Source organism: Blastopirellula sp. SH421 (genome assembly GCF_057808535.1).
In genome coordinates, this window is the sequence record NZ_CM173712.1 from 1,650,637 (window position 1) to 1,675,761 (window position 25,125).

At 55.6% G+C, this 25,125-nt stretch carries 18 protein-coding genes; 13 read left to right on the forward strand and 5 right to left on the reverse strand.

The window, feature by feature from the left end; genetic code table 11:
• Positions 1-48 precede the first annotated feature (48 nt).
• The 3 genes from SH421x_RS06820 to SH421x_RS06830 are packed head-to-tail and all read right to left on the reverse strand — an operon-like array spanning position 49 to position 3,745.
• Positions 49-816: a WecB/TagA/CpsF family glycosyltransferase gene (locus tag SH421x_RS06820; protein WP_488854663.1), complete on the reverse strand. Its 768-nt coding sequence runs from the start codon at positions 814-816 to the stop codon at positions 49-51.
• The gene (locus SH421x_RS06825) at positions 813-2,216 is read right to left on the reverse strand and encodes an O-antigen ligase family protein (protein ID WP_488854664.1); all 1,404 of its coding nucleotides are present in this window, start codon (positions 2,214-2,216) and stop codon (positions 813-815) included. Before SH421x_RS06825 ends, SH421x_RS06820 begins: the two co-directional genes overlap by 4 nt.
• 47 nt (positions 2,217-2,263) lie before the next feature.
• Positions 2,264-3,745: a GumC family protein gene (locus tag SH421x_RS06830; protein WP_488854665.1), complete on the reverse strand. Its 1,482-nt coding sequence runs from the start codon at positions 3,743-3,745 to the stop codon at positions 2,264-2,266.
• A 410-nt stretch (positions 3,746-4,155) separates the two neighbouring features.
• On the opposite strand from SH421x_RS06830, the gene SH421x_RS06835 reads away from it, so the two are divergent.
• From SH421x_RS06835 to SH421x_RS06860, 6 genes are all read left to right on the forward strand, one after another.
• Entirely contained in the window at positions 4,156-5,265 is a 1,110-nt protein-coding gene (locus SH421x_RS06835) for a GNAT family N-acetyltransferase (RefSeq protein WP_488854666.1), read from the forward strand.
• Between the two features lie 32 nt (positions 5,266-5,297).
• Positions 5,298-6,185 (forward strand): polysaccharide deacetylase family protein, encoded by an 888-nt coding sequence (locus SH421x_RS06840; protein WP_488854667.1) that lies wholly within the window; start codon positions 5,298-5,300, stop codon positions 6,183-6,185.
• Positions 6,182-7,720, forward strand: coding sequence for a lipopolysaccharide biosynthesis protein (locus SH421x_RS06845; RefSeq protein ID WP_488854668.1), 1,539 nt, complete (start codon positions 6,182-6,184; stop codon positions 7,718-7,720). The genes SH421x_RS06840 and SH421x_RS06845 overlap by 4 nt, the downstream gene beginning before the upstream one ends.
• Before the next feature lie 11 nt (positions 7,721-7,731).
• Positions 7,732-8,940, forward strand: a complete 1,209-nt coding sequence (locus SH421x_RS06850) for a glycosyltransferase (protein WP_488854669.1) — start codon at positions 7,732-7,734, stop codon at positions 8,938-8,940.
• A 132-nt stretch (positions 8,941-9,072) separates the two neighbouring features.
• Positions 9,073-9,690: a lysophospholipid acyltransferase family protein gene (locus tag SH421x_RS06855; protein WP_488854670.1), complete on the forward strand. Its 618-nt coding sequence runs from the start codon at positions 9,073-9,075 to the stop codon at positions 9,688-9,690.
• Positions 9,691-9,702: 12 nt separating this feature from the next.
• A complete protein-coding gene (locus SH421x_RS06860; protein WP_488854671.1) occupies positions 9,703-10,728 on the forward strand; it encodes a phosphatidate cytidylyltransferase in 1,026 nt (341 codons plus the stop codon).
• A gap of 336 nt (positions 10,729-11,064) precedes the next feature.
• Here SH421x_RS06860 and hemE read toward each other — a convergent pair whose 3' ends face one another.
• Complete coding sequence (hemE, locus tag SH421x_RS06865) at positions 11,065-12,990, reverse strand: uroporphyrinogen decarboxylase (protein ID WP_488854672.1); 1,926 nt, start codon at positions 12,988-12,990, stop codon at positions 11,065-11,067.
• Positions 12,991-13,127: 137 nt separating this feature from the next.
• Positions 13,128-14,876 carry an alkaline phosphatase gene (locus SH421x_RS06870; RefSeq protein ID WP_488854673.1) on the reverse strand — a complete coding sequence of 583 codons (1,749 nt, stop codon included), beginning with the start codon at positions 14,874-14,876 and terminating at the stop codon, positions 13,128-13,130.
• A 282-nt stretch (positions 14,877-15,158) separates the two neighbouring features.
• Between SH421x_RS06870 and SH421x_RS06875 the strand changes: the two genes are divergently transcribed.
• From SH421x_RS06875 to SH421x_RS06905, 7 genes are read left to right on the forward strand one after another with little or no spacing between them, the layout of a single operon-like run.
• Positions 15,159-16,199 (forward strand): vWA domain-containing protein, encoded by a 1,041-nt coding sequence (locus tag SH421x_RS06875; protein ID WP_488854674.1) that lies wholly within the window; start codon positions 15,159-15,161, stop codon positions 16,197-16,199.
• Positions 16,183-17,307: a hypothetical protein gene (locus tag SH421x_RS06880; protein WP_488854675.1), complete on the forward strand. Its 1,125-nt coding sequence runs from the start codon at positions 16,183-16,185 to the stop codon at positions 17,305-17,307. Before SH421x_RS06875 ends, SH421x_RS06880 begins: the two co-directional genes overlap by 17 nt.
• A 9-nt stretch (positions 17,308-17,316) precedes the next feature.
• Positions 17,317-18,108 (forward strand): MotA/TolQ/ExbB proton channel family protein, encoded by a 792-nt coding sequence (locus tag SH421x_RS06885; protein WP_488854676.1) that lies wholly within the window; start codon positions 17,317-17,319, stop codon positions 18,106-18,108.
• A 14-nt stretch (positions 18,109-18,122) separates the two neighbouring features.
• Complete coding sequence (locus SH421x_RS06890) at positions 18,123-18,539, forward strand: ExbD/TolR family protein (RefSeq protein WP_488854677.1); 417 nt, start codon at positions 18,123-18,125, stop codon at positions 18,537-18,539.
• Between the two features lie 25 nt (positions 18,540-18,564).
• On the forward strand, positions 18,565-18,990 hold the full coding sequence (locus tag SH421x_RS06895; RefSeq protein WP_488854678.1) for an ExbD/TolR family protein: 426 nt from the start codon (positions 18,565-18,567) through the stop codon (positions 18,988-18,990).
• Positions 18,944-21,583, forward strand: coding sequence for an outer membrane protein assembly factor BamD (locus tag SH421x_RS06900; protein ID WP_488854679.1), 2,640 nt, complete (start codon positions 18,944-18,946; stop codon positions 21,581-21,583). The genes SH421x_RS06895 and SH421x_RS06900 overlap by 47 nt, the downstream gene beginning before the upstream one ends.
• A gap of 22 nt (positions 21,584-21,605) precedes the next feature.
• Positions 21,606-25,124 (forward strand): hypothetical protein, encoded by a 3,519-nt coding sequence (locus SH421x_RS06905; protein ID WP_488854680.1) that lies wholly within the window; start codon positions 21,606-21,608, stop codon positions 25,122-25,124.
• Position 25,125: the final 1 nt, after the last annotated feature.

Consider the following 25,125-nt stretch of genomic DNA (forward strand, 5'->3'; position numbering starts at 1 on the left):
ACCGTGTCGAGGTCGTCTGTCGCATTCGCGCGACAAGAGCGGAGTGCGCTAGGTGGCGCCAACCTGTAACCATTCGCGCCACACTAACCGCGGAAACACTACGGCGTCACGAACGTACCGTTTCACTAAACGGCGAGGATCAACCAGCATTCGATGCAGCCACTCCAGGCCAATCTGCTGCATCCAGCGAGGAGCGCGTTGTTTCTCACCGGCGAGAAAATCGATGGTAGCTCCGGCGCAGATCGCCGCTTTGGTTTTTAATTTGCCGTGATGGCGTGCAATCCACAACTCTTGTTTGGGGGCGCCAAGTCCTAGGATTAGCAGTTGGGGCGACGTGGCGTTAATCAGCTCGATGATATGGTCGTTTTCCGCTTCGTCATATTCAAAACCAAGCGGCGGACTATAGACTCCGCTGACCTTAACATGCGGCCAGCGTTGTTCGAGATTGGCTGCGGCCCGCTGGGCGACGCCGGGCGCTGCGCCTAACAAGAAGACGGTCAACGGTTTCTCCTCGGTTGCGGCCGCAAAGATCGCCGGCACCAGATCAGATCCGGTCACTCGTTCCGGCAGCGGTTGCCGCAATAAGCGTGAAGCCCAGACCACCGGCCAACCATCGGCCAGCACCCAACGAGCCCCTTCGTACGCCGCTTGCAACTGCGGATTGCCTTGCAAGAGGACCGCGTGATCGACATTCGGCGTCACGACATACTCGGTCGGCGCGTCGGGAGAATCGATTTGACCTCGGATTTCACGCACCGCTTCGGTCATACGCAATGCGTCGATCTCGACGCCAAACAACTTCACGCGGTGGCTCATGTTGCTCTTCTTTCGTAAGCAGTCGGGGCCGGTTGCTGGCGACTTGCCACGTGAGAAACGCGGGGCGCTGTCGCAACGACCGGATCGAATTGTTGCTTGATTCCCATCGCCATCCCGGCGACGCAAAAAATCAGGAGATGATCAATCGGCGTGTAGGTTATCTCATGCCCAAACATCTGCATCCACGAAATCACAATCACGCCGAGAAACAATATGCCAAGTGATTTCGCCCAAGGAGGCTCTGCACGGTGAGCCAGTTGCCAGGCATCTCGCGTCCAGTAGTAGTACATCGCCAAAAACGGGATGAACCCAACGATCCCCAAGTCAACCAAGATACTGAGAAATGTATTGTGGTGGTCGTACTCTCGAATTGACTCGAGAATCAAATCCACCTTGCGATCTCCTAGATAGTCGAGTTTCGCCTCTTTGAACTGCGTAAAGCCATGTCCGACCAGCGGGCTGTCGAGAAACATCTTCCACGAAACATACGCGAAACTAGCACGCATGCTGACCGAGTTCCGCGTGTCCTGCACGGTTCCTTCGCGCTTTAGCCCGATGATCCCATCCATTTTGGACAACCCGCCCAGCAGCGCTGCTGCGAAGAGGCTACCGATCACAATCGCGCGTGCACGGCCCTGCAAAGTCAGCCACAGGACGATCAGCAAACTGCCGCCGGCGCCAAGCCAGACAGTGCGAGTTTTTGTGAAGAAGACCGCCGCCAAAAACATAGGGAGCAGCATATACAGCAGCGGTCGCCATTTGGCGGTGATGTGATCTCGCAAAATCCACACCGCCAGTAAACAGGTCGAGAGATAGACGCCGTAGCTGACCGATTGCACCATTGGACCGCGTGCACGGCCAAAATGGAGCCCAATTTTGGGATCGGCGATGTAGCGTGGAAAAAGAAAGCTGTACTGTCCGAGTCCTTCCAACACTCCGGTTGCGGCTAAGTAAACGCCAAACAACGCGAAGAAGATTAATATCTGACGCACGGACTGCTCTGTGTAGTCCAAGTTGCGCGCGATCACATACAACGTGAGCGGGATCAAGTATCCGTTCAGAAAGTGCTGAATAACATGAGACTCTCCTCCCCAAGGCAGAAAACAACAATTGATAAAGATCACCGCCATCAGTGCGGCGATCACATAATCAATTGTCATCCAAGGGCGCAGTTGCACGCGTCCCAATTTCCACTGCACAAGAAACGCGCCGACCAGGCCGACCAGCGCCAGACGATCGAGCGACAAGTTGATCCCGGCTTTGAACTCAAAAAAGAGAACGCCAAACGTCGACGTCGTGATGAGCAGCGCCATGCAACCGTGCAGCAGCGACCCCCGGATCATCCAAATGGTTCCCCACAGGATTCCGGCGATTGCCAAGATGGCGTAAATGGCGGTCATACAGCGTTCAATGCGAAGGTAAGCAAAACGACGCAGGTCGCGCAGTTCTAGCGTGGACTTGTCTGCGATCCGCGTTTGGCGAGTTGAATTAATGCGTTGGTGAAAGATAGTTTGCGGACCGGCTGCGGGTCCGATTCAATTTTCACTCCGTTGGTCGCGCCATTAGCCAAAGGTTCCACTTGGACCGGTTCTGCTAGTTGTTCTGGATTGACGGTTAGAAAGACCAGCCCCAGACCACAGACTACTCCCCCGATCATGCCGGCGGCGATAATCAACTTGCGACTGGGGCCGACGGGATAGTCACTGACCTCCGGCACGCCGACTCGCGTCAACAGGCTGGTTGCATGAGCTGCCGCCAGCGAAGAGCGAGCGTCTGACAGATTGCGTTGTACTTCGGCCAGCTGTTCGCTGCGTTGGCGAACTTCGCTCTCCAGGTTGCCGTACGAAGCGCGGACTTCGGCCAAATGCACCATGCGATCGCGAACTTCGTTGCGTTGCTTGGTGTAGCCCTCAATCCGCTGATTCAGCACACTACGTTCGGCTTTCATGCCGCGGACGGCGATCGCGATTTCTTGGAAGAGATGATCACGGACTTCTTCCTCTGCCTGAATCGCGGACTGTACCGACGGATGATCTGCGGTGCGGGTTCCTTGCAATTCGGCCGTTCGTAACTGTGCGTCGACCAGACCATCTTTCAGGCGTCGCAGCGCCGGTTGCGAATCCAGTAAGCTATTGGGGGTTGCGAGCAATTCCTGGGGGTTTTCGGCCGCCGTTTCTAGCAACGCGAGCAGCTGATCGTTCGACTGTTGTTGATCACGTGTGGCGCGTAGTTCGGCTTCGACTTGGACAAATTGTTGCCGTAAATTGCCATCTCCTGAGCCTGATTCGTTCAAAATCCGCAGTTCAGCCAGATCGCTGCCGACGTCTCCTTCTAGCTTTGAGAGCTTTGTGGTTGACCGGTTCAGCACATCTCGAGCCAGACGTTCGCTTTCCTCCAGTTCGGCCACGACGCTGCTTGCTTTGTGATCGCGAACTTGTTCGAGCTGCAGATCCAATTCGTCACACAATGTGGTAGCGAACATTGCCGCTCGCGGTTGCGATTCGGCCTCGACATGGATCGAAAAGATCTCGGTTGTGCCAAACTCGGTGCCGGCCGGAGAGCCCACCGAGATGTAATTGCGATAGGCGGCGATATCATCCGCCGTAGGCCACTCTGCTTTCGAGATTCCGAACCAGCTGGCCGGAGGAGGGCCGATTTTTTCAAGCGTTTTGGTGACGACTTCCCGCGAGCGGGCGATCGTCTGAATCGTCTCTTGAGCGGTCTTCATATCTTCAGGGCGAGCAAAAGCGCCGGGACGATCGAGACCGCCGATCGAGATTTCTCGCAAGACGAGCGTCTGTGTAGCCGACCACATTTTCGGCTTCAACAGGGCAAAACCGACCGCCGCGATGGTGATAACGACGGCCGGTATGATCCAGCGATATCGGTGGGTAATGAGCACAGCGAGGATTTTGAGAGGGTCGATCATGGCAAATAGCCGGTGGGAAAAAATCACGATTTAGGAGCGACCCCGACGCAGCCTGACTTGGCGGCGTCTTGGTCAACTCCAACCCAGTTCGTGCCAGAGTGATATTGCAGCTGGCGTGCCGAGAATCGATTTTCCGTCGCTACGGAGATCGGGTAAGTTGTTGCACTGCAGTGGTTTATGGAAAATGAACTAGGGATTTAAACCCAGTCCATAGCCGATGTCGGCGTTGCGATTTTGCTACGTGATGATTTCGTGAAACAACCGTGTGGCGTTTAAACATCATCGTGCGAGTGTCATTTTGCGATTTTGATTTGCATTTAGGTCACCGTGGCGAATTGTTGTATATCTGCACGGCGTTTCCGAAATCGAACGACGCCATGTTGATACGCCCCCATTTGGTTGGAATTCGCATGCGCGTCGAACGCCTATCTACATTTACAGAACTTGCCGCTAGTACGATCGATTGGTCTCCGCTGGTTCGGGGAGTGCCGTTCCGTCGTCCTGAGTGGCTCCTCCCCTGGTCCGAAAGTTATGCGCCGAGCGAGCTTTATCTGCTTGCCGCCTACGATGGCGTTCGCTTCGCCGGTCTGCTGCCGCTCTATCGCACGCGATCAGCCGCCAAAGGCGCGACGCTGCGTTTAATCGGCGACGGCGAAGTTTGCACCGACTACTGCAGCGTCTTGGCGAGCCCTGACGATTTGCCTACCGTTTGCACCGTTATCTCTCACTGGCTGACCGCCGCCGCGAACTCGCAGACCGATGGTTGGGATCTGCTGGAATTGGAAAACATCGCCGCCGCAGACGAAGGACTTGCATTGCTGCGTCGTGAGCTGGAAGCGGACGAAAACCTGCTGCATCAGCGCGAAGCGCTGCAATGCTGGAGGCTGGAACTACCTGCAACCCTAGAGGAATACGAAGCGTCCCAGTCCAAATCGCACCGCAAACAAATTCGCCGCTTTTTCAAGCGAACCCTGGATACCGATCGCGCCCATCTGCATGTCTGCAATCAATTGACGGGTTTGCCGAAGGCGATGGAAATTTTGATTGACTTGCATATGCGCCGGCGTCGTAGCCTGGGACAACCAGGCTGTTTCGCGTCGCCGCAGTTTGATCAATTTTTGCGGCACGCGACGGCCGAGATGATCTCGATCGGAAAGAGCGAAATCTTGTGGCTCGAACTGGATGATGCGCCAATCGCCGCCGAGATTCATTTTCTTGGCGATTCGATTCCCTTTGCCTATCAAGCCGGCGTTGACCCGGAGCGATTGACGGAAGATCCCGGCAGCTTGATGCAAGCGGCGATCATACGCCGCGCGATTGAACAGGGCCATACGGCGATCGATTTCCTCCGCGGCGACGAACCTTATAAAGCCCATTGGCGAGCCACTCCGCGAGCCTGCATCCATTTGCGCGCCACCCCCAACCGCACTACAGCGAAGATGCGACACGGTTTGTGGCTGGCCGGACAAGAAGTCAAAAACTGGGTCAAAAGCGGGCTCAACATCTCCGCGGCGGAATAAACCGACCGAGAGAATTAACCTCCCAAAGTGCAATGACTAGTGTGCGAGAACGACTGATTGATCTCTATTACGGCGCGACGTGGCCTTGGCGACGACGTTGGAACCGTCTGCGCTCGCGTGTCGGTTTGTCGCCGGTGATGATCTTGTTCTATCATCGCGTCGCGGATGACAACCCGAGCAGTTGGACGATTTCTAACCAACGTTTTGCGCAGCAACTCGACTGGATGGGCGCTAACTTTGAATTTGTCTCGTTGGAAGAAGCACAGCGACGCCTCGCTCTGAGATACAATCCGCAACCTGCGGTGGCGATCACGTTTGATGATGGCTACGCCGAAAATTGCGAACAAGCGTTGCCGCTGTTGATCCAGCGCAAAATCCCGTTTACTTATTTCGTCAGCACCGGCAATATTTTGACTGGTAAACCGTTTCCTCACGAAGCCAACGCAAAGTTCAAAGCGCCGGTCAACACGATCGAACAAATCCGCAGCTTGGCGGATGCCGGTGTCGAGATCGGCGCTCATACGCGATATCATGCCGACTTGGGATCGATCGAGAATGAGGATGAGTTGTATGACGAAGTGGTCTTGGCGACGCGTGACTTATCCGCGGCAATCGGCCATCCAATTCGATACTTTGCGTTTCCATATGGCTTGCCCAAAAATCTGAACGACCGTGCGTTTGAGATGTGTCGTGAAGAAGGTATGCTCGGCGTTTGCTCAGCCTATGGCGGCTATAATCTGCCGGGAGACGATCCGTTCCATCTGCAACGCATTCACGGCGATCCAGAACTCGCGCGGCTGCGCAACTGGCTAACCATTGATCCCCGCAAGTTGTCGGTTCCGCGTTATACGCCGAGAGTGCAGACCAACAAACATACGGCTCCTCTGTATGCTGCGGAAGCGTCAGGGGTCACTGTATGAGCGCTGGCGCTAGTTCTACTTCCGATTCAATATCGGCGAAAAAAAAGAGCACGATCTCGGCAACTCCGCTCGTTGAAAGCTTGGTGCTGCTCGCCGTGCTTACGGTCGTTCAGCGGCTGATTGGTTTTGTGCGCGGCGTGCTGTTTTGCCGCTGGCTTACCCCTGAACAACTCGGCCAATGGGACTTGCTGTTCGGCTTTTTGATGCTGGCTGGTCCGCTGGTCGTGTTGGGCGTTCCCGGCACGTTTGGTCGTTACGTCGAGTATTACAATCAACGTCAACAATTGCGAACGTTTCTAAAGCGTACCGGCATTGTCTCGCTATTACTGACGATCTTAGGTTGCGTTTCGCTGGTCATCTGGAATCGCGAAGCGGCCCAGATGCTGTTTAACGAAGCGACCTCGTACAACACGATTCTCGCCGCGGCGATCACGCTGGCTGCGGTCGTTGGTTTTAACTATCTGGTCGAATTGTTTATCGGCATGCGTCAGATGCGTGTCGTGTCGATCTTGCAGTTTGTGAACAGTTTGCTTTTCGCGGTCGTGGGGCTGGGTTTAATCCTGTACTGGGAAGCGACCTCGATGGCGGTGATCATCTCGTATGGGATCGCTTGCGGGATGACCTTTGTGCTAGGTTGTTACTTTTTGTTCAGCAAGTACCGTTTTCTTCCCAGCGAGACCGAGATCTCGACCAATCGAGAGTTCTGGGCAAAGCTTGCTCCGTTCGCTGCGTGGATGTGGGTTGCAAATCTGTTGTCGAATTTGTTCCTGGTGGTCGATCGCTACATGATCGTTCACTTTGGCGGATTTACTCCAGAGCAAGCGGCGGCGGAAGTCGCCAATTATCACAGTAGTCGCGTTGTTCCTTGGCTGATGGCCTCGATTTCTGGCTTGGTGATCGGCGTGTTATTGCCACACCTTTCGGCAGACTGGGAAGCTGGTCGTCGACGCGAAGTAGGCGAAAGCTCGAACCTGATCGTCAAGCTCGGTTCGCTGGTCTTCACTGGCGGCGGCGTAGCGATCTTGCTGGCCGCCCCATGGCTGTTTGCTGTCGTGTTCGACGGCAAGTATGACGGCGGCCTGGCCGTGTTGCCGTGGACCGTTGCGTCGTGTGCGTGGAGCAGCATCGGCGGTTTGACTCTCCTTTATCTGTACTGCGCTGAAAAAGCAGAGCAGGTGAGCCTGCTGTACGCGGTTGGACTGGCTTTTAATATCTGTCTGAACTTTCTGCTGCTGCCGCGACTAGGACTAGAAGGCGCCGTCCTGGCGACCGCCGTTGCGAACGGCGTTACGTTTTGCGTCGGACTCTGCCTTTGCAAGCGGCTCGGTATGGAAGTCGATTCGTCTACCTGGATCGCTGTGCTACTGCCGATGTCATTAGGCTTTGGTCTGCTGATTGCGGCGCCAATCTGGATCATCTGTGTTGGGCAAGCCTGGTGGGGGCATACGATTTTGTCAAACCACGAAAAGCAACAAATCGTCAATGGAATTACGATGTTGCGTAATCGCTACGCCAGCGGCAAAGCCGCCGGTTGAGGAACCACTGTATGAGCCGTTACATCCGTCAACCGCTTGATCGTCGAGACCCCCTGCGGGTGATGTTTATCACCACGAGCATGCCGGTCGGAGGCGCCGAAACGCTGCTGGTCAACTTGATTCGCCGGCTTGATCGCACGCGCTTCGCGCCGGAGCTATGCTGCACCAAACAACGCGGACCGCTGGGAGATGAGCTCGCCCACGAAATCCCCACCTTCGCAAATATGCTGAACAGCAAGTACGATCTGCGCGTCTTGCCGCGCTTGGTCGAACTCTTTCGTCAACGGCGGATCGATGCGGTTGTCACGGTTGGCGCCGGTGACAAAATGTTCTGGGGGCGATTGGCCGCGTATCTTGCCGGCGTACCGGTGATTGCGGCGGCGATTCATTCGACTGGTTGGCCCGATTCGATCAATTGGCTCAATCGTCGTTTGACCGGGATCACAGATCGGTTTATCGGCGTCGCTGACCCGCACGGAAAACATCTGGTCGAAGTCGAAGGCTTTCCCCCGCATAAAGTCGTTGTTATTCGTAACGGCATCGATACGGACCGCTTTCGTCCGAATATTGAAGCTCGGCGAACGCTGCGCCGCGAATTGCAAATTAACGAGACCGCGCCGGTTTGCGGCATCGTCGCCGCTCTGCGTCCCGAAAAAGATCACTGCTTGTTTGTGACGGCCGCCGCAAAGGTTTTGGAGACCGTCCCCGATGCTCGTTTTTTGATCGTTGGCGATGGTCCCGAGCGTCCCGCCATCGATGCCAAATGTCGTGAGTTGAACGTGGAGCGTCAGGTGATTCTGCTCGGCAGTCGCAGTGACATTCCAGAGCTGTTGGCCGCTTGCGATCTGTTTGCGTTGACCTCCAAAAATGAAGCAAGTCCGGTGTCGATTCTCGAAGCGATGTCGGTCGAACTGCCGATTGTCGCTCCCCGTGTCGGCAGTATTCCGCAAGCGGTGGATCAAAGCATCAACGGCTTGCTCTACCCGGCCAGCGACCTAACGGCCGTGGCCGAGTCGCTGCGTCAAATGCTTTCGGATCCTGATCGAATGCGGCAAATGGGTAAATCGGCAAGGGAAAAAGCGATCCGTTACGGCTCCCTCGAAACGATGGTCGATGGTTACGAATCGTTGATTGAGTCGGTCTATGCGGCGAAATACCCGGAATTAGCCGCAAACAGCCCTCAAACCGGATTTGCCGAAAATCCTGCGTCTACTGCGTAACGTCCCTCAATTACAGACGTTACGAGGGGCTGCGGACTATCGGAACCGAGCGCCGCGCGATACGATACAGGCGTCGACATTTCCCTTATCGTGATCGGTGGTAGTCGGACTGGCCGCCTGAATTTTTTTGCCGTGGACCTGAATCTCACCGCACCACTTCTGGCGGCGCTCGCGAAAATATTCGCAGGCCCAAGCGTGCGCTGGGTCGACTGCCAGCCCGACACTTGCCAACGCGTCTATTTTGCCAATCACACCAGTCATCTTGATCCGATCGTGATCTGGGCGTCGCTGCCGCCGGATGTTCGTCGAGTCACTCGTCCGATCGCCGCCAAAGACTATTGGTCGCGTGGTTGGTTCCGTCGCCATCTTTCTCGCTCGTTGAACGCGTTATTGATCGATCGCGACAAGATCAAAGTCCATCAGAGCCCAGTCGATCTGATGATCCGGGAAATCGGCGACAAGTACTCGCTGATCGTCTTTCCGGAAGGAACGCGCGGGCATAGCGACAGCGGCGCGATTCGCGAGTTCAAAAGCGGTATCTATTATTTGAATAAAAAGCGACCAGAGCTAGAAATGGTTCCGGTCTACATGGACAATATGAACCGCATTTTGCCGCGCGGCGAATACTTGCCGGTGCCAATGCTAAGCCGCGTGGTGTTTGGTCCTCCCATCTGGTTGGAACAAGGGGAAACGAAGAATGATTTTCTGACGCGTGCGCGTCAATCGGTGCTGCGTCTGCGAGACATTTGATCGGCTCACGGAATGACTTTGCTCTCTCAAATTTTCAATCTGATCGCTCAGTCGCAAGGTGTCCACCTGCTGGACGGTCCGACCGGCGTCCTATTGGGAGTTGTGATCGGCTGTTTGCTGATCGCTACGGCCGCCGGCCAGATATTGAAGCGGCAACCGGACTCCAGCGTGAATCCGGCGATCGTCCAAGCGTTCATCCATCGTGTCCGCGCATGGTGGCTAATGACGGCAATTTTGGCCGTTACTTTTTTGATACCAACGCCGATAGCGGCGGTCATTTTGTTCGGCCTGATTTCGTTTTGGGCATTGCGTGAATTTATTACACTCACGCCGACTCGACTCGGCGATCATCGCACATTGTTTTGGGTCTTCTTTGTTCTGACTCCGGCCCAGTACGTGCTGGTAAGCTTGGGATCGGCCCATTACGAATTGTTCAGCATTTTGATTCCGGTCTATGGATTTTTGTTTGTCTCGGCCCGCATCGCGATCGCCGGCGACTACAAACGCTTTTTGGAACGGGTCGCCAAGATCCAAGTCGGGCTCTACATTTGCGTTTACGCATTAAGCTACGCGCCAGCGCTGCTGTACCTTGAAAAATGGAAGAACGCCGATTACACAACTTCCGCTGGTTTGCTCTTCTTCTTTATCTTGATCGCCCAACTCAGTGATCTGTTGCAGTTTGTCTGCGGCAAATTGATTGGCCGCAATGTGATCGCGCCATCAATCAACGCCAGTCGAACCTGGGAAGGTTTCTTCGCCGGCACCGGCGTTACCGCGATCATCGGCGCTGCATTGTCTTTGACCGGAGCAACGCCATTTAACTCTTGGCAATCGGCGCTGATGTCGATTGTAATCGCCGTGATGGGCGCCGCCGGCACGATGACGATGAGCGCCATCAAACGCGACCGCGGCGTCCGCGACTATGGCACATTGGTCGAAGGGCATGCCGGCGTCTTGGACCGCATCGACGCGATCTGCTTCGCCGCGCCAGTCTTCTACCACATCACTCGTTACTACTTCACCACCCTGGCTGGGTGAGGGAAGAAGATCGAAAAGCGGAAAATTAGTTGCTTGTGGCGCGAGTTATTGGGAATGCTGGCTCTGATCGGTTCCTGACAAACGCCAGAGTCCGAATGTCTGGTGCGGGAAGAGTAGGCGATTTCTGGAGCCGCTTGATCGGATCGGACCGATTTTACTCATCTTCTTTAGCGTACTTTACGAGGAGCAGCGTCCGCGATTCCCATTGCGCAAATTCTTGTCGCAAAGAGAGCTGAACGCACTCCTCTAAAGCCATCCATGCGCTTGCAAAAAAAGAGTTGCCTAAGGGATCGAACGGGTGTCACCTATCCGTGCGGTCTACATACCGCGCCAACTCTACTTTGTGCTCATCTCATGCACCATGTCGACCAGTGCGATCACATTGTCGACCGGCGTTTGCTGTAGGATACCGTGGCCGAGATTGAAGATGTGGCCAGGGCGTCCCGCCGCTTGATCGAGGACGTCTTTTGCGCGACGACGAATTTCGATCGGGTCGGCCAGTAGGGTGACCGGATCCAGGTTTCCCTGCACGGCGAAGTTCTCGCCCACTGTGTTCCACGCATCGGCCAGACCAATGCGCCAATCAACGCCAACCACGGCTGGTCCCGCTTCGGCCAACAGCGGCAAAAGAGCAGGATTGCCGGTGGCGAAGTTGATGATCGGCGTGCCGGGGGTGATGCCGCCGATGATTTCCTTCATATGCGGCAGCAAATAGCGGCGATAATCGGCCGGCGACAAGCAGCCTGCCCAGGAGTCGAAGATCTGGACGCACTGCGCTCCGGCGGCAATCTGAGCGTTCAGGTAAACCGTAATTGCGCGGACCAGACGTTCCATCAACGCTCGCCAAGCATCGGGGTCGCGATACATCAGCGTCTTGGTGTGCAAATAGTTGCGACTAGCGCCGCCTTCGATTGCGTAGCTGGCCAGTGTAAACGGAGCACCGGCGAATCCGATTACTGGAATATGATCCGGCATGTCCGCGCGAGTTTGGCGAACGGTTTCCATCACATAGTGGAGTGACTCGGCGCTTTCGAGCTCTAGCACGCGATCAACGTCAGCGCTTTCACGAATCGGGTTATGAATAACCGGGCCTTCGCCTTGCGCGTATTCGAGATCAAGCCCCATTGGCTCTAGGATCGGCAGCAGATCTGAGAAGATAATCGCCGCGTCAACTCCTAATCGCTTGACCGCGGTGCACATCACTTCGCTGCACAACTGCGGGTTTTTGCAGAGTTCAAGGAAGGTGGTTTTAGCCCGGACTTCACGATATTCGGCCATGTAGCGACCTGCTTGACGCATCAGCCAAATCGGCGTCACGTCGGTCGGTTCACGACGACAGGCTTTCATGAACGGGCTATTGTACCAAGGAGCAGTGCGGGGATCGATGTTGGGCGTGCTGGCGGACAAAACGGCTCTCACTTGCTTTTTACGAACGAGAATATCGTGTGACTTTTCGGCCGCAGCGGCGACCAAGGGACCCATTTTGGGATGGACCGGTTCGACATCGACCGGCAGCCCGTACTCGCGAAGACGTTCACTCATCGTCGGTCCAACCGATGCGATCACGATCGTCCGCAGCGCGGCCATCAGCTCTTCTTTCCGGCGCTGTTGTTCGGCCAGTTTCAGCAGATGAGTTAACTGATTGGCCGAAGTGAATATCGCTACATCGATCTCGCCGCGGATGATCCGCTCAAGATTGAGCGCCAGTGGTTGCGTGTCTAGCGGCAGGTCCCAGTCATAGACATGCAACTGAATCACTTCGGCGCCGCGGGCTTCTAGTCCGGCGATCAAGCTGGGATTGGGGACTCCATATTCTTGGAGTCCTAGTTTGAGGTTGGCGATCGGGAACTCAGCGTCCAGCGTTTGCAGTAGTTCACGCCAGGTGTTGGGTTCGGGGACGCGAATCTGGGGAGTTAGCCCTTCGGCTTTCATCGCAGCCAGCGGCTTGGGGCCGCGAACGATGGTCGGAATGTCTGACAACGCGTCGAGAAATTGCTGTCGATCAACGTGCCGCTCAACCGCTTTCATGAGATGTTGAAAGCCGACCCCGGTCATAAAGATCACGGCGTCGATTTGACCGGTGATGACATGATTGGCGAAGTCGATCGCGTCTCGGTTTTCGTCGAGCGGCACTTCTCGCATGGCAGGGCTAACAAAAGCCTGACCGCCGAACTTTTCGATCAACGAGCCCATTTCGACGCCGCGTCGGCTCTCGAAAGAAGCGACGCGAAGTTGGTCAAAGCTAATTTTTGCGGTTGCCATTAATTCCCGATCCCCTGCGGTCAAAACGCTCGTTCGCAAACGCCCTATTCGCAAGCGATTGGGACGCATACGTTTGATTGTACGCGTAACGCTTTGATTCGTCGTTGGGGGGGCCGGGATCCGCGATTAAGAAGAATCTAGCGATTCTCAGGGCGGATCAGCAACTCTGGCTTGTCCAAAAACAAATAGTGCCCATGGTCGGCGGTCACAATCAAGACAGACTCGTTCCAATTGCTGTTTTTCTCGACCCAATCGGTGATCGTTTTTACCGCGGCGTCACCGCTATTTACCGCGCCGATCGAAGCGTCAAGATTGTTCGAGTGGTTCGCCCAGTCGACATCGCCTGACTCGACCAGGAGCCAGAAACCTTTGTCGTTTTTCGAGAGGACTTCTATGGCGGCGGTGGTCATATCGACCAGCGTCGGATTCTCGGTTAGATCGGCTTCGTCATAAACGATCGGCTTTTTCGAGACGCCAGCAGCGGGGCGAAAGTCTCCTTCTCCTGAACGGAACGGAAGGTGACCTGCGACCTCTCCCTTACCGCCGACGCCAAAGTAGCCGAGCAACCGTTGACCAGACTTGGCCGCTTTGGCCGCCGCAACTTTGAGTAGCTGCTTGCCATCGGCGCCGGGGGTGCGGACGGCGACGATATACTTGCCGCCGTTGTCAACGTTCACCTTTTTAAGATCATCGTCGGCTAAGTACTTGTTGCCGCCGACGTAGTTCTTGCCTTGCCCTTTGTCGCTGGGGTCGTTGACTCCGTAGCCGGCGCCGATCACAACGTCGAGACCTCGCAACGGCGTTTCTGGATTGCTGGCCGAAGGGAGCCCAAGCATGTCGCGTGAAATGTCCTGGTAATCGTTGCGCGAGACGTTATAAGCGTATGCTGAACCGGGAGTTGCGTGACTGATCGGTACGCTGGTGACTGCGCCGGCGACGTATCCTTTTTCCTGAGCGAGATGGGCGATGGCCTTGGGACGCTCGCCTTGCGGACCAACTCCGATTGCGGCGTTGTACGTTTTGATGCCGGCAAGCATGCTGGTGGCGCTGCTGGCCGAATCGGTGTAAGCGTGCTTGAGTCCATCCTTGGTGCTCGATTTACCAATCAGGTATTGGACGTCACTAGGCGTATCCCACGGAACGGAGCGGGCCTGTGAAACGTCGTAGCCGCCAAAGAGTCCGCCGCCTGCGTTTTTGACGATTTGCTTGTTGATATCAATGTCGGCGTCATCACAGAACGGGCTAGTCACCATTAAGCCAAACTGACTGGTTCCATTGGCTTGGTATTCTTGAAAGTGCGTTCCCTTGCCGCGCCCATCGGTGTAGGGGATTTTTTGGGTGTTCCAGATGGCGGCCGCTTGGGTGGTTTGCCAGTCCATCCCATCGAATACGACCAAAAAGATATTCCTTTTGCCAGCGTCGAGCGCCGCTTTCTGCAGATCAAAGATGTTGGTTTGATCCATATAGTCCGCAGTCGGATTGAGCGTCGCTTGAGTGGGCTTGCGGTAGATGCCGCGCAACTTCGTCTCACTGCGGTAGACGCTGTTCTCGCCGGTGTAGCTGTTTAGATCGATCCCGTCAGGCTGTCCCTTGGTTCCGTACGTGTAGACCGGAATTAAGCGATTCGAATGACTCGTCCACGAGCTGTATTTATCGGACTTGGGGCCCCAGTGAGCAGCGTCGCTATGCCCAGTGGTGACCCCCTGGTTTTGCAGTTGATGGAGGTAATCGTCTCCCAAAACGGTCGACGCAATCATGCCCAACAAAAACGAGAGCAGAATGGCGAATAGTTTGTGGATCAAAGTAATGCCTAAGGTTGGATCATACGGGGGAGAAAGGCAGGAGATCGAACCGGCAATTATAATTGGGCTGACTTTGCTGTTCATTACCCCCCCGCAGTGATTCATCAAATCTAAACGAAGAAATCGACCACATTTCAGCAAGAATCTCTTTGGCAGCCCCGCCGGTTGAATTCGACTACAGTAGGTCGAATCAACAAGTAGGCGCCGAAACTTAACTACGGAAAAAACCGTAGAAACGGGTCGCCGCCGCGCCAGATCGTTGACCGATATCGTGCGTGCCCCTAACATTAGGTCGTAAACAGGTAACGACTTGCGTCGAACTGTTGATCCCTTTCTGACGCGGCACTTTCCCCCATCCGCCCCCTCATGCAGCTATCTTGCTTTTATTGCGGCAACGTCCTGAGAGCCACTGCCGACCAGCTGGGAGGCGAGGTCGTTTGCCCTCATTGTCATAAAGTCGTGCGGCTCCCCGAAGCCGAGGCGATTACATCCACCGCTCCACATCATGAGGCCTCGCTGTTTCACTCTTGGGTTAATGACGGAGTTTCAGGTTTCATTTCCTTCATTCTGCACGCAGGACTGTTGATCCTGTTTGCCTCGGTCACCTGTGATTTTCAATCGCATACTTCCGGAGATGGGGTCGATGTGCTGATCGGCGATATGCCGGAAGTTAGCTTGGATGATTCTGGTGGAGAGACCTTAGATACCGTCGCGGCCGCCAGCGAAGTCTCAGAAACGGTCGAGGTCGACGAACTACTGAATGAAGTTGCCCCCCCCAGCGCCGAGCCAACCGATATCGGCGAGTTGATTGACACCGCCGCGCTGACTCCCAGCGGCGCAATGGGGGGAGGTATGGGATCGCTGTCGACCATCGGCGGCGGTGGCAGCGGCGTCGGCGCAGGAGCATCGTTCATGGGTTTGCGGGCCGCGGGACGCAGGTTTTGCATCATCGCCGACTGTTCAGGATCCATGTCAGGCGAAAAGCTCGACTACGTCAAAGAAGAGATTCTCGAAACGATTTCTAGCTTGCCGCGTGAGGCGCAGTTTCAAGTCATCTTTTTCCAGTCGCAAGAACTCCCTTTTCCCCAAAAAGGTTGGCGACATCCGAAACGTGATTTCAATGCTTTGTCAGAATGGCTGAGAGCGATTGGGCCTGCCGGTGGAACGAATCCCTCTCCGGCTTTTGACCTTGCACTCAAATACTCACCCCGACCAGACGCAATCTTCTTCATGACCGACGGATTGTTTGATGACAATGTGGTGAACGAAGTAAAGCAACTGAACGCGATGAGTGACCCAAAAGTCAAAATTCATGCGATTTCCTTCATGGATCGCAGTGCCGAGCCGCTGATGCGACAAATCGCCGGTGAGTCAGGTGGGGAGTATCGCCATGTTCAAGCCTTCTAACGCCAGCCGACTGCTGACGATCAGCGCGGTCGCGATCTTAATCTCCTGGGCGGCAACTCCGGTTTGCGCCGATCGCTTGATCCTGCGCAATTTAGAAATCCTGAATAACGTCAAAGTACTATCTCTGGACGAAGATGGGGTCAACGTCGAAGAAAAAGGTATTATCGGCTGGGATCAGATCGAACGGGGCTCGGTTGGCCAACATCAGGAACAATTTGACAAGTGGTTGAAAGAGTTGGGCGGGCCCCTATTTCGCTTGCGTCAGCGGCTAAGCGTGGGAGACTATGTCGGCTTGGCCGAACAAGCCGAAGCGTTGTTTCCGATCTACGCGCTGCGTAATAGCGATACCGCCTATCTTGTCGCCCAGGCGACCATGTGGAGTCGACAAGCGTCCGGGCATCCTGCGGGGGCGCTGGAAGCTTATTTTCGCACTTTGAGAATGCTCCGCAACAAAGCGGGACTGCTCGGCACGCTGCCGGGAAATCGCGCGCTCAGTTTCGACGCTGCGACCGGCTTATCGCCGGAGCTAGAGCCAATCTTCTTTGACGTCGAAGAGGCCAAGGCCGCGCTTCCCAGTGTCAAAGCGGCCGCTCAGGGACTGCAAACTCCCTTGCCGCAAGCGGCGTTCATTTATGTCGGTTCGTTGGCGGTCACCGCCGGCGACATGCAATTGGCGGAAAAGTCCTTTGAAAACCTCCGCGCTGACATTCCGCTTGTCTCTGACTGGCGCGTGATTGCGCCTGCTTTACAGGCTTTGGCTCGCGGCGCAAACACAGAGGTCATCGTGCAACTCGAAGTTCGCACCTCGGGCATGCATCCTTTTAATCGCAGCATAGCTCATTTTCTATTGGGAAAAGCACGGTTGGCCGATGGGATTCCATCCGAGGTCCAACGTGGAGTGCTAGATCTAATGTACATTCCGGCGACCGAAGGAATTCAACGGCCGGAACTTGCGGCGGCGGCCTTGTTTCAAGCGATGAACGCGCTGCAAAAAGCTGGCGACACCATCCCAGCGGCGAACTTACGCAAAGAAATCTTGGCGAACTACAGCGGCGCGTATTTCGGACAAAAGCTGCGAACTCAAATCAATCGCGGCGAGGATCATTGAGGAACAAGCATGAGACGCACCATCGGAATTCGCGCCATCCTGGCGTACTCTTTTGTCTTGCTGGTCGGAACCTACAGTCTGACCTTGCTGGCGCAAGAGCCTACGCCTTCGCCAGATACGCTGACCGTAGAAGAATCGATTGATTTGCCAGCTGAAGAGAGCAGGCCGCAGCAGACCCTCTTGGATACGCTGATGGATGGCGGCGTCGTCGGAGCGCTAATCGGCATTTTGTCGATTGTCGCATTCGGCTTCATCGTCGAACATTTTCTGTCGATTCGCAAAGACGTCTTGATGCCGGAAGATATTGCGATCAATCTCAGCGACCTAGTTGAAGAAGGGAAAATCGATGAAGCGATCGAAGTCTGTCAACATCCCGGCAGTCGCAGCTTGTTGGCCTACGTCGTCGAATCAGGTCTGACTCGCTATCGCAGTTCTGAATTTGGCTTCGCCGAATACAAAGCGGCGGTCGAAGAAGCGGGCGAAGAGCAGACCGGCCAACTTTATCGCAAGATCGAAGTCCTGGGTCTGATTGGGCAGATCGCCCCGATGCTGGGACTGACCGGAACCGTACTCGGGATGATCAATGCGTTTAATACCATCGCCGCGACCGATGGAGCTCCCAAGCCGGCTGAACTGGCTGATGCGATAGGTGAGGCCTTAGTCACGACTCTGCTGGGGCTGGTCGTTGCGATTCCCGCAATGGTTGCTTATAGCTTTTTCGGCAATCGAATCGACTCGCTCGTTTCGGAAGCTGGTAAACGGGTCGAGCAGATTTTGACCCCGCTCGGTCGTCGCCGCTAACAGGAGCGATAGCCGTGAAGCTTTGCAAAAGTCGAAATCGACATTTACCCGAGATGAACATCACGCCGATGATCGACGTGGTGTTTCTGCTGTTGATCTTTTTTGTGACCGTGACGCAAGTTTCGCAGACCAATCGCGAAGAACTGCAATTGCCGAAACAAGCAGGCGAAAAGGATCAAGATCGCTCGACCCTCACGATCAATATTGATCGTCCCGGGCGGATGTCTGTCGGCGGGGTTGAGGTCGATCGCGCCGATCTGGCGACCATGGTCGCCGCCGAACTGGAAAAAGTGGGGGGAGACGCGCGTCAGGTCAAGATCTTGGTGCGGATGGATCAAGGGGCGCAGAGCCGCGCGATCAATCAACTGGTGGAACAGTTTACGCAGTTTGACGTAAAGCTAGTAGAACTCGCGGTCGAAACGCCGCAATAAAAAGACCGCAGTAAAGGATCGCCTGGTGAGACTGAGCTCGCATCGCAAGACACGCGACAAAAAGATCGACTTGAACATGACAAGCATGATTGACGTCGTGTTCTTGCTGCTGATCTTCTTTATCGTGACCGCCAGCTTTACGCCTACCGAGCGGCGGTTGGATATTGCCGTGCAAAAGTCGAATCCTTCTGCGGCGCAGGCCAGCGACTTTGATCCGGCGATTGTCGAAGTTACGGCGACGGACGGTGGATATGGATACAAGCTTGGCAGTCGTACTTTCACCAATCAGGAAGAGTTAGAGAAAGTGTTGATTGAGTTTCCCGACAAATCCTCGCCCGCGATTGTGCGGGGGCAGGACGAAGCGCCCTATGGGATGGTTTCGGCCGCTATCCAGGCATGCAAAAATGCAGGTTTTCACGGAGTGCGTTATCAGCCGCTTAGCAATCAATAGACGAGCGATTTTAGTCAGCGCGGCGGTGCTTTGGGCGTTGTCCGCGTCGTTGGGGGCTGCGCAGTCGTTTGACAATCGTTCCAAGGACGAATTGAACGACGAGTTCAAGCAGGTCGACGGCTATCTCTCGCGTTTGGGATTGACCGAGCAGCGAATCTTGCTGAGCGAAACCTACGTTGAAAAACCTATTGATGAAGCCAATCGCCGCGCGGCGCTGCGTGGGTTGGCCGATCTGTTCGCCGCCCGATTGATGGAAGTGAGCGGAGATGACCCGCTTTTCAAAGCATATCGCGAACGTGTGCAAAAGCTGATTCAAAAGTACCCGACGGCTAACGCTCCTTCGTTGCAGGTGATGTTGTTGCAGGCCGATTATCAACGGGCCGAAAGCGCCGCTTCGGACTGGATCGCCGATCCCTCGAAAATTGACGCCAAACAAACCGCCGCATCGATTTTGAAGGTGATCGCCCCTCAGTTAACTGTCGCCGCCCAGCAACTGCGTAAAGATATCACCCAAGGGTTTGAAGAAGTCGATCGGATGCGCAACGGGCCGGCGGCCGAAGCGCGTGAGCGAGAAATTCGCGCTTTGGAAGGAGTCGCTGGTCGAGCCTCTTACTTCGCCGCGTGGGCCAACTATTACCGAGCTGTGATCGAAGGGAGCCCGCAGTCGGCTGCCATTCCAGAAGCAATGAAGCTGTTCCAGGACTTGCTGGAAATCAAAGAATCCAATTACGCCGCTGTCGATCCATTGCAGTTGGGGTTGGCCGTCGAATGGCGAGCCCGCGCTTTGATCGGTCTAGGGCTTTGTGAAGCGTTTTTGGGCCAGATTGATTCGAGCCGCCGCGTCTTTGAAATCTTGCGACAAAGCGATGCGTCGCCCCAGATCATAGATCAGTCTGATTATTGGTTCGTTCGCGGTTTACTGAACGCTAAACGCTATGAGGAAGCGCTCAGCGAATCGCAGCGCCTGGTCAGTAACTTCCAAGGAGAAGGGAGCGAAGGGAAGATCAGCCTGTGCGCCTTGATTGCCCAGGTCGGTTTTCATCCCCCAGCCGAAACTTCCTCCGGCGAAATGCGGCAGTTGGGTCTGGTCGGGATTGTCGGTCTAGCAAAACTAGGCCGCATCGGCGCCGCAATTCAATTGCTAGACGAAAACAAAATCGACGTCAGCGGCGATCCCGGCTTTTATCTGCTTTGGTTGGAAGGGCAGCGACAATTCGCCGCGGCTGAAGCTTCCAAGACAGAACGTGATTACAAAGCCGCCAAGTTCCTGTTGACCAAAGCAGTCGCCAATCCACCCTCTGGCGACGCTGGCGCATTGGCCGAGTGTGAGTATGTACTGGGGTGGTGCAATTATCGCTTGCAGCAGTTTGCCGAAGCAAGCGGCGCGTTTCGTCAGGCGATCGCCGGTTTGAAGTTGTCGAACCCGCAAAAGGCGGTCGAAAGCGCTTGGCTCGCGTTCGTTTCACTTCAGTCTCTAGCCAAAACCGATCCGCGCTACGCCGCAGCGGCCATCGATGTGCTGGAAGATTTGAAGCGGGATTTCCCCGAACATTCGTATGCCAAAAAGGCTGATCTCTTGATCGCCCGCCTGCAACAGTCGCGTGGTTCGCTCCGCGATTCAATTGACCAGCTGGCGAAGATTCCTCCTAGCGATGCGAATTATTTGACTGCCCAGTATGACTTGTGCGTCATGCTTTACCAGCAAATCGATCAAACAGCGGAGGAGAGCCAAAAGATTGAATACGCCAAGCAACTGTTGGCGGCGGCCAATGTATTCAACGAAAAGTTGAACGAGAAGTCAGCGCAAACCGATCGCTCTCGTGCATTACGCACCTTGTTGATGACGGTCGAACTGTCGGGCCAAGGTCTACTTTCGGCGGAGATAGGAGACAACGGCATTCGACGTGCGGCCGAGTTGGCGACGCTTTTGCCGGCTGCGGATGGCGCTGTCGCAGAATACCATCACCGGGCGCTCTTGTTAGCGCAGCAGCGTAACCAGCCAGTACAAATCTTGGAACATGCCGATTGGATTTTGGCCAATGCGCCGGATTCGGCGTTCGCAACTTCGGCGCTAGTCGTTCGAGCGCTCGATATTGATCGCCGCTTGCAAGCAACGCCGACTCCAGAGATTCGGACAGAAGCCTTTGAGATCTATCGCCAACTGGTCCAAAAGCTGGGCTCCTCTCCGCAGATCCTCCGGGAGAAGAAAAATGCTCGTGTCGCTGCTAGCAAGTTTGCCGAATATGCCGAACAAATTGGCCGGCGCGCCGAGGCTGCGGCGATAATTTCTAATCTGGCCGAAGCATTTCCGGATGATCGAACGTACCTGCAGCAAGCTGGGCGAGCCGCTTTTGAAGCGGGAATGGTCGAGATCGCCCTCCAGCATTGGCGTAAACTGCTTTTAGGGCTCGATCGCGGCTCTTCGGAGTGGTTTGAAGCAAAATTTCACCAGCTCGCGTGTCTTGCCAAAACCGACCCCCAGGGAGCACGTAAAGTGCTGACCCAATTCAAGTTGCTGTATCCCGCAGGCGGACCACCCCCTTGGCGTGATAAAATAAAGACTGTGGAACAGGAACTGGCCTCATCGCGGTGAAGTGTCGCCGCTGGAATGCTGCATGTCTGCCGATCAACCATCTGCGACCAACCCTGCGACTCGTATCGACGAGTTCCTCGGTCGGGCTACGTCGTTTATGGCGATCTACGGTGCGTCTGACCCATCGCGTTTGGGGCAATTGGCGATCATCGCGGACCAGTTGGGGCTGACCAACCAAGAATATCAAGCGGCGCTGCAGCAATTGCGTGAGAAACGCGAAGTTGCGCCGCCGCTCAATCCAAAATCGCTTCCCCGTACGCTACCGACGACGCCTGTTGAATCGGAGGCGTCGCCGAGCACGCCGCCGGCTGCACGTTGTGCGCTGACGGCCTCTGATCCGCTCCGCGATTCATTTTTGCAACAAGCGAAATTGTTACTGGCTAACGCCGACTCGGACACGCCGCAAAACCTGCGACTGCTGGCTGCGAAACTTGGCGTGGATGACGATCAGTTCGAGCGCTGGCTGAGCGAAATCCATGGTCCATTTATCGTGGCCGAAGTTGTCCCAGAGCCGGAAGACGAAGCGGAGTCAGCCGAGAAGCAGGAAACGCAGCCGCCGAAGATAGCGCGCAAGCCGCCGCAGGAGATGTATGAGGATTATCTCCATTTGGCGCTGGGAGCAATCTCATCCGGCAAGATTAATTCTCGCCGTGAAACCAAGCTGATCGCCGAAGGAGTCGAGAAGCTGGGGCTTTCGCCGGTATTGGCTCGCGACATGTTGTATGCCGCGGCAGCACGGCGCGACTACGTTTTGATTTCGCAGTTGTCTGAACTGACTGAAGCGGACGTGGTGGATGAGCAGCGCGAGCAGACAATCACCGCGTTTCAGCAGCGAGCCGCTTCGATCATCGCAGGGCAGGGGGGGATTAGCTCAGTCTGTCGCGTCATGATTGCCGAAGCGGCTGCCGAATTCGGCTTGTCGCAAGAAGAAAAAAACAAGGCGCTAGCGGCACTACAAAGACAAAGCGAATCACGCTTGGCTGATCCGCTGGAAGAACGGATCGCGTCGTTTCGCCGTGTTGCTTGCGACAAACTGAAGCAAACCGAGAGTCAGATCGTCGGCGACTTGCTGACAAAACAGTTGACGCAGATCGGCGTGGACCTGCATGGCTTGCCCGAAGAAACTGCCGCGGCGACCGTCCGCGAAGCGATCTCGGGTTCGACTCTGCGCGTGGTTACTTTAGAGCAAGCGATCGCCCACCTCTTGTCTATCGTTGACGATCTGATGGCGGACGAAGGGTTTATCTCGATCGAAAATCGGAAGCGGTTGTTGGCCGAAGCGCGGCAATGGGGCGTTGCTCGGGCCGAAGCCAGCATGGTCATTGAAGAGCACATCGCCGCGATCGAGCAGCGCGCCAACCGCCGCCGCCGCAGGATCGTCTTTTCGGTCTTGATCTCGACAATGATGTTGTTTGGTGGCCTAGCTTTAATTTACTGGGGCAAGCCAGAGTGGGCGAATTTCGGTCAAGACTCTAGCGTCTGGAATACCGACGTCGGTAGTAGCGCTGGAGTCGATCCACAGGCAGATCCGGTCACTAGTGAGACCGAGTTCCAGAGACTTTCGTGGTGGAGCGAAGCGCTAACGATCGATCTTTTGGCGCTGCGGCGTCGACGTACCGACCTAAAGCCGGCGACGGCGGCGATCGCCACAGAAGAGCCGAAAACGCGGGGCGAAGGCTACGCCGAGTTTGTGCCAAAAATGATTGCGGCCTTGGCCGAAGAAGGCAATGCGACGCATGCTGAGCAGTTGCGCGTCATCCTGCGTCGGCTGGCGATCGACGAACCCGACAACGCTGCGTTTGCTGCACTGGCTCAGGCGTTATTAACACAAATTCCTGCCAAAGAGGAGCCGCTGAATTCCAAAAGCAATGTGAGTCAACAATACGTCGCGCTCCGATTGATTGTCGATATCGCACAACAAAACGAGTTGGCTCCCCCACGGCGCGACCAACTGGTCGAGCAGTTAGAGCATCATCTCGGCGTGGTCATCGGTCCGTCGCCCGATCTGGCGGCTCTGTTTGCAGATGAGTTGGCCCGGAATCAATATGCGTCGTTGCGAAGGTTGGTCGAAAAGGACCCGGCCGAAGCGATGGCGACCCATCAAAGCCTGCATCGCATCGTCCGCACTAACGTCAACCAGCAGTTGGCTACGGATCTGGATGGCGACGCCTTGTTGGCGATCTTGCCGCGCGTGCCGCAAGATTTGAATACCTATCGCAGTCTGTTGGACGAGCAGATCAGTCAACGCAACCTTGCCGTGCTGCTCCGCTTGATCGAATTGCTTGAGTCCGGAAAAACCAGCGGACAGGTCGCGCGAGAATTGCAGTCGCTACTGGCCAAAGCGGCCGATGTCACGGTCGACGGCATGGATCCCACCGACGCTGCAATCGTCATGCGCGGCGCTCTCGCCGGCTTGGCCGGGCAGGGAGATGTGGGCGGGATGGCTCGCTTCTTCGCAGGGCAGGCGCATCCAATTGAGTTAAGTGAAAGCGAGTTTGGTTCTCCCGACGAATGGCTCAACGACGCCGTGGAACTAGCGCGAATCTCGGCGCTGGGCGCCGCGGCAGCACAAAAAGAATCAGGTCGCCGCCTGTTCCAGTCGCTGTCGGCTGATGTCCCAGAACCAATTCGATCCGCTAAGAGCAACTCTCGACGCGTCGTATCGCAAGATCGTTTAGATCGAATTCGCGAAGCCTTTCGTCAATTAAGTCGAGCTAATGATCCCCGCCGTCGCGCCATGGCGTATGAAAACCTCGCGGCAATCCTCGCCGGCAGCGACGACTTGGACTACTATCACGCCGAACGATTGGTTGAGTATCTGTTGGCGAAAAAATTGGGAGACGAGCATGAAGTGATTATGCGCAAGCTCAGCGATTTTCGCTCGTCGGCGATGTTGCGATTGGCGTTGTCGGATCATCTGGAAGAAACGGTGATGCCAGTCTCTGAAGTTCAGCGAATGGCGAGCGAGATCACCGGGCGTTCGGTCGTCTTAAATAACAAGTTGACCTGGAAAGAAGAGCTACGGCGGATCTTGCTCTCTGACGCGCTTCCGCGTTTGCACGATGATCCCAAAGTCGCCGGCGAAGATGTCTCGAGCGAAGTTCTGGAGCAATCGGCCGCTAACTTACTCGACTACTATCGAATCCAAGCCGAGATCGTAGGCGTCCCGTACGAACAACGACTCGGCATGCGCCTCCCCAGCGAGGCGCTGCATGCGATCATTCAATTGCAAGCCGAGCAATTGGTCGCGGCCAAGCTTTCGCCAGAGTTGCAATCGCAACTGAGCGACATCCTGCTTCGGTCTCGCGTCATCTCACTGATTGCGCGTAATGACTTGATGAAAACCGCCGCTTTGCAGCGAATTTGGTTGGAAATGTCGGCGATCGCGATCATCCGCTCACAGCCAAATTCGCAATTGGCGGTCGATCAGTTAATCGCCCAGTTACGACAAGTTGATCAAGCATCCCAGAGCGTGTTTCAGCAGATCCGCAACGGCGAAGCGGCAATGGTCCGCATGCAACTGATCCGGATGGAGGCCTAGC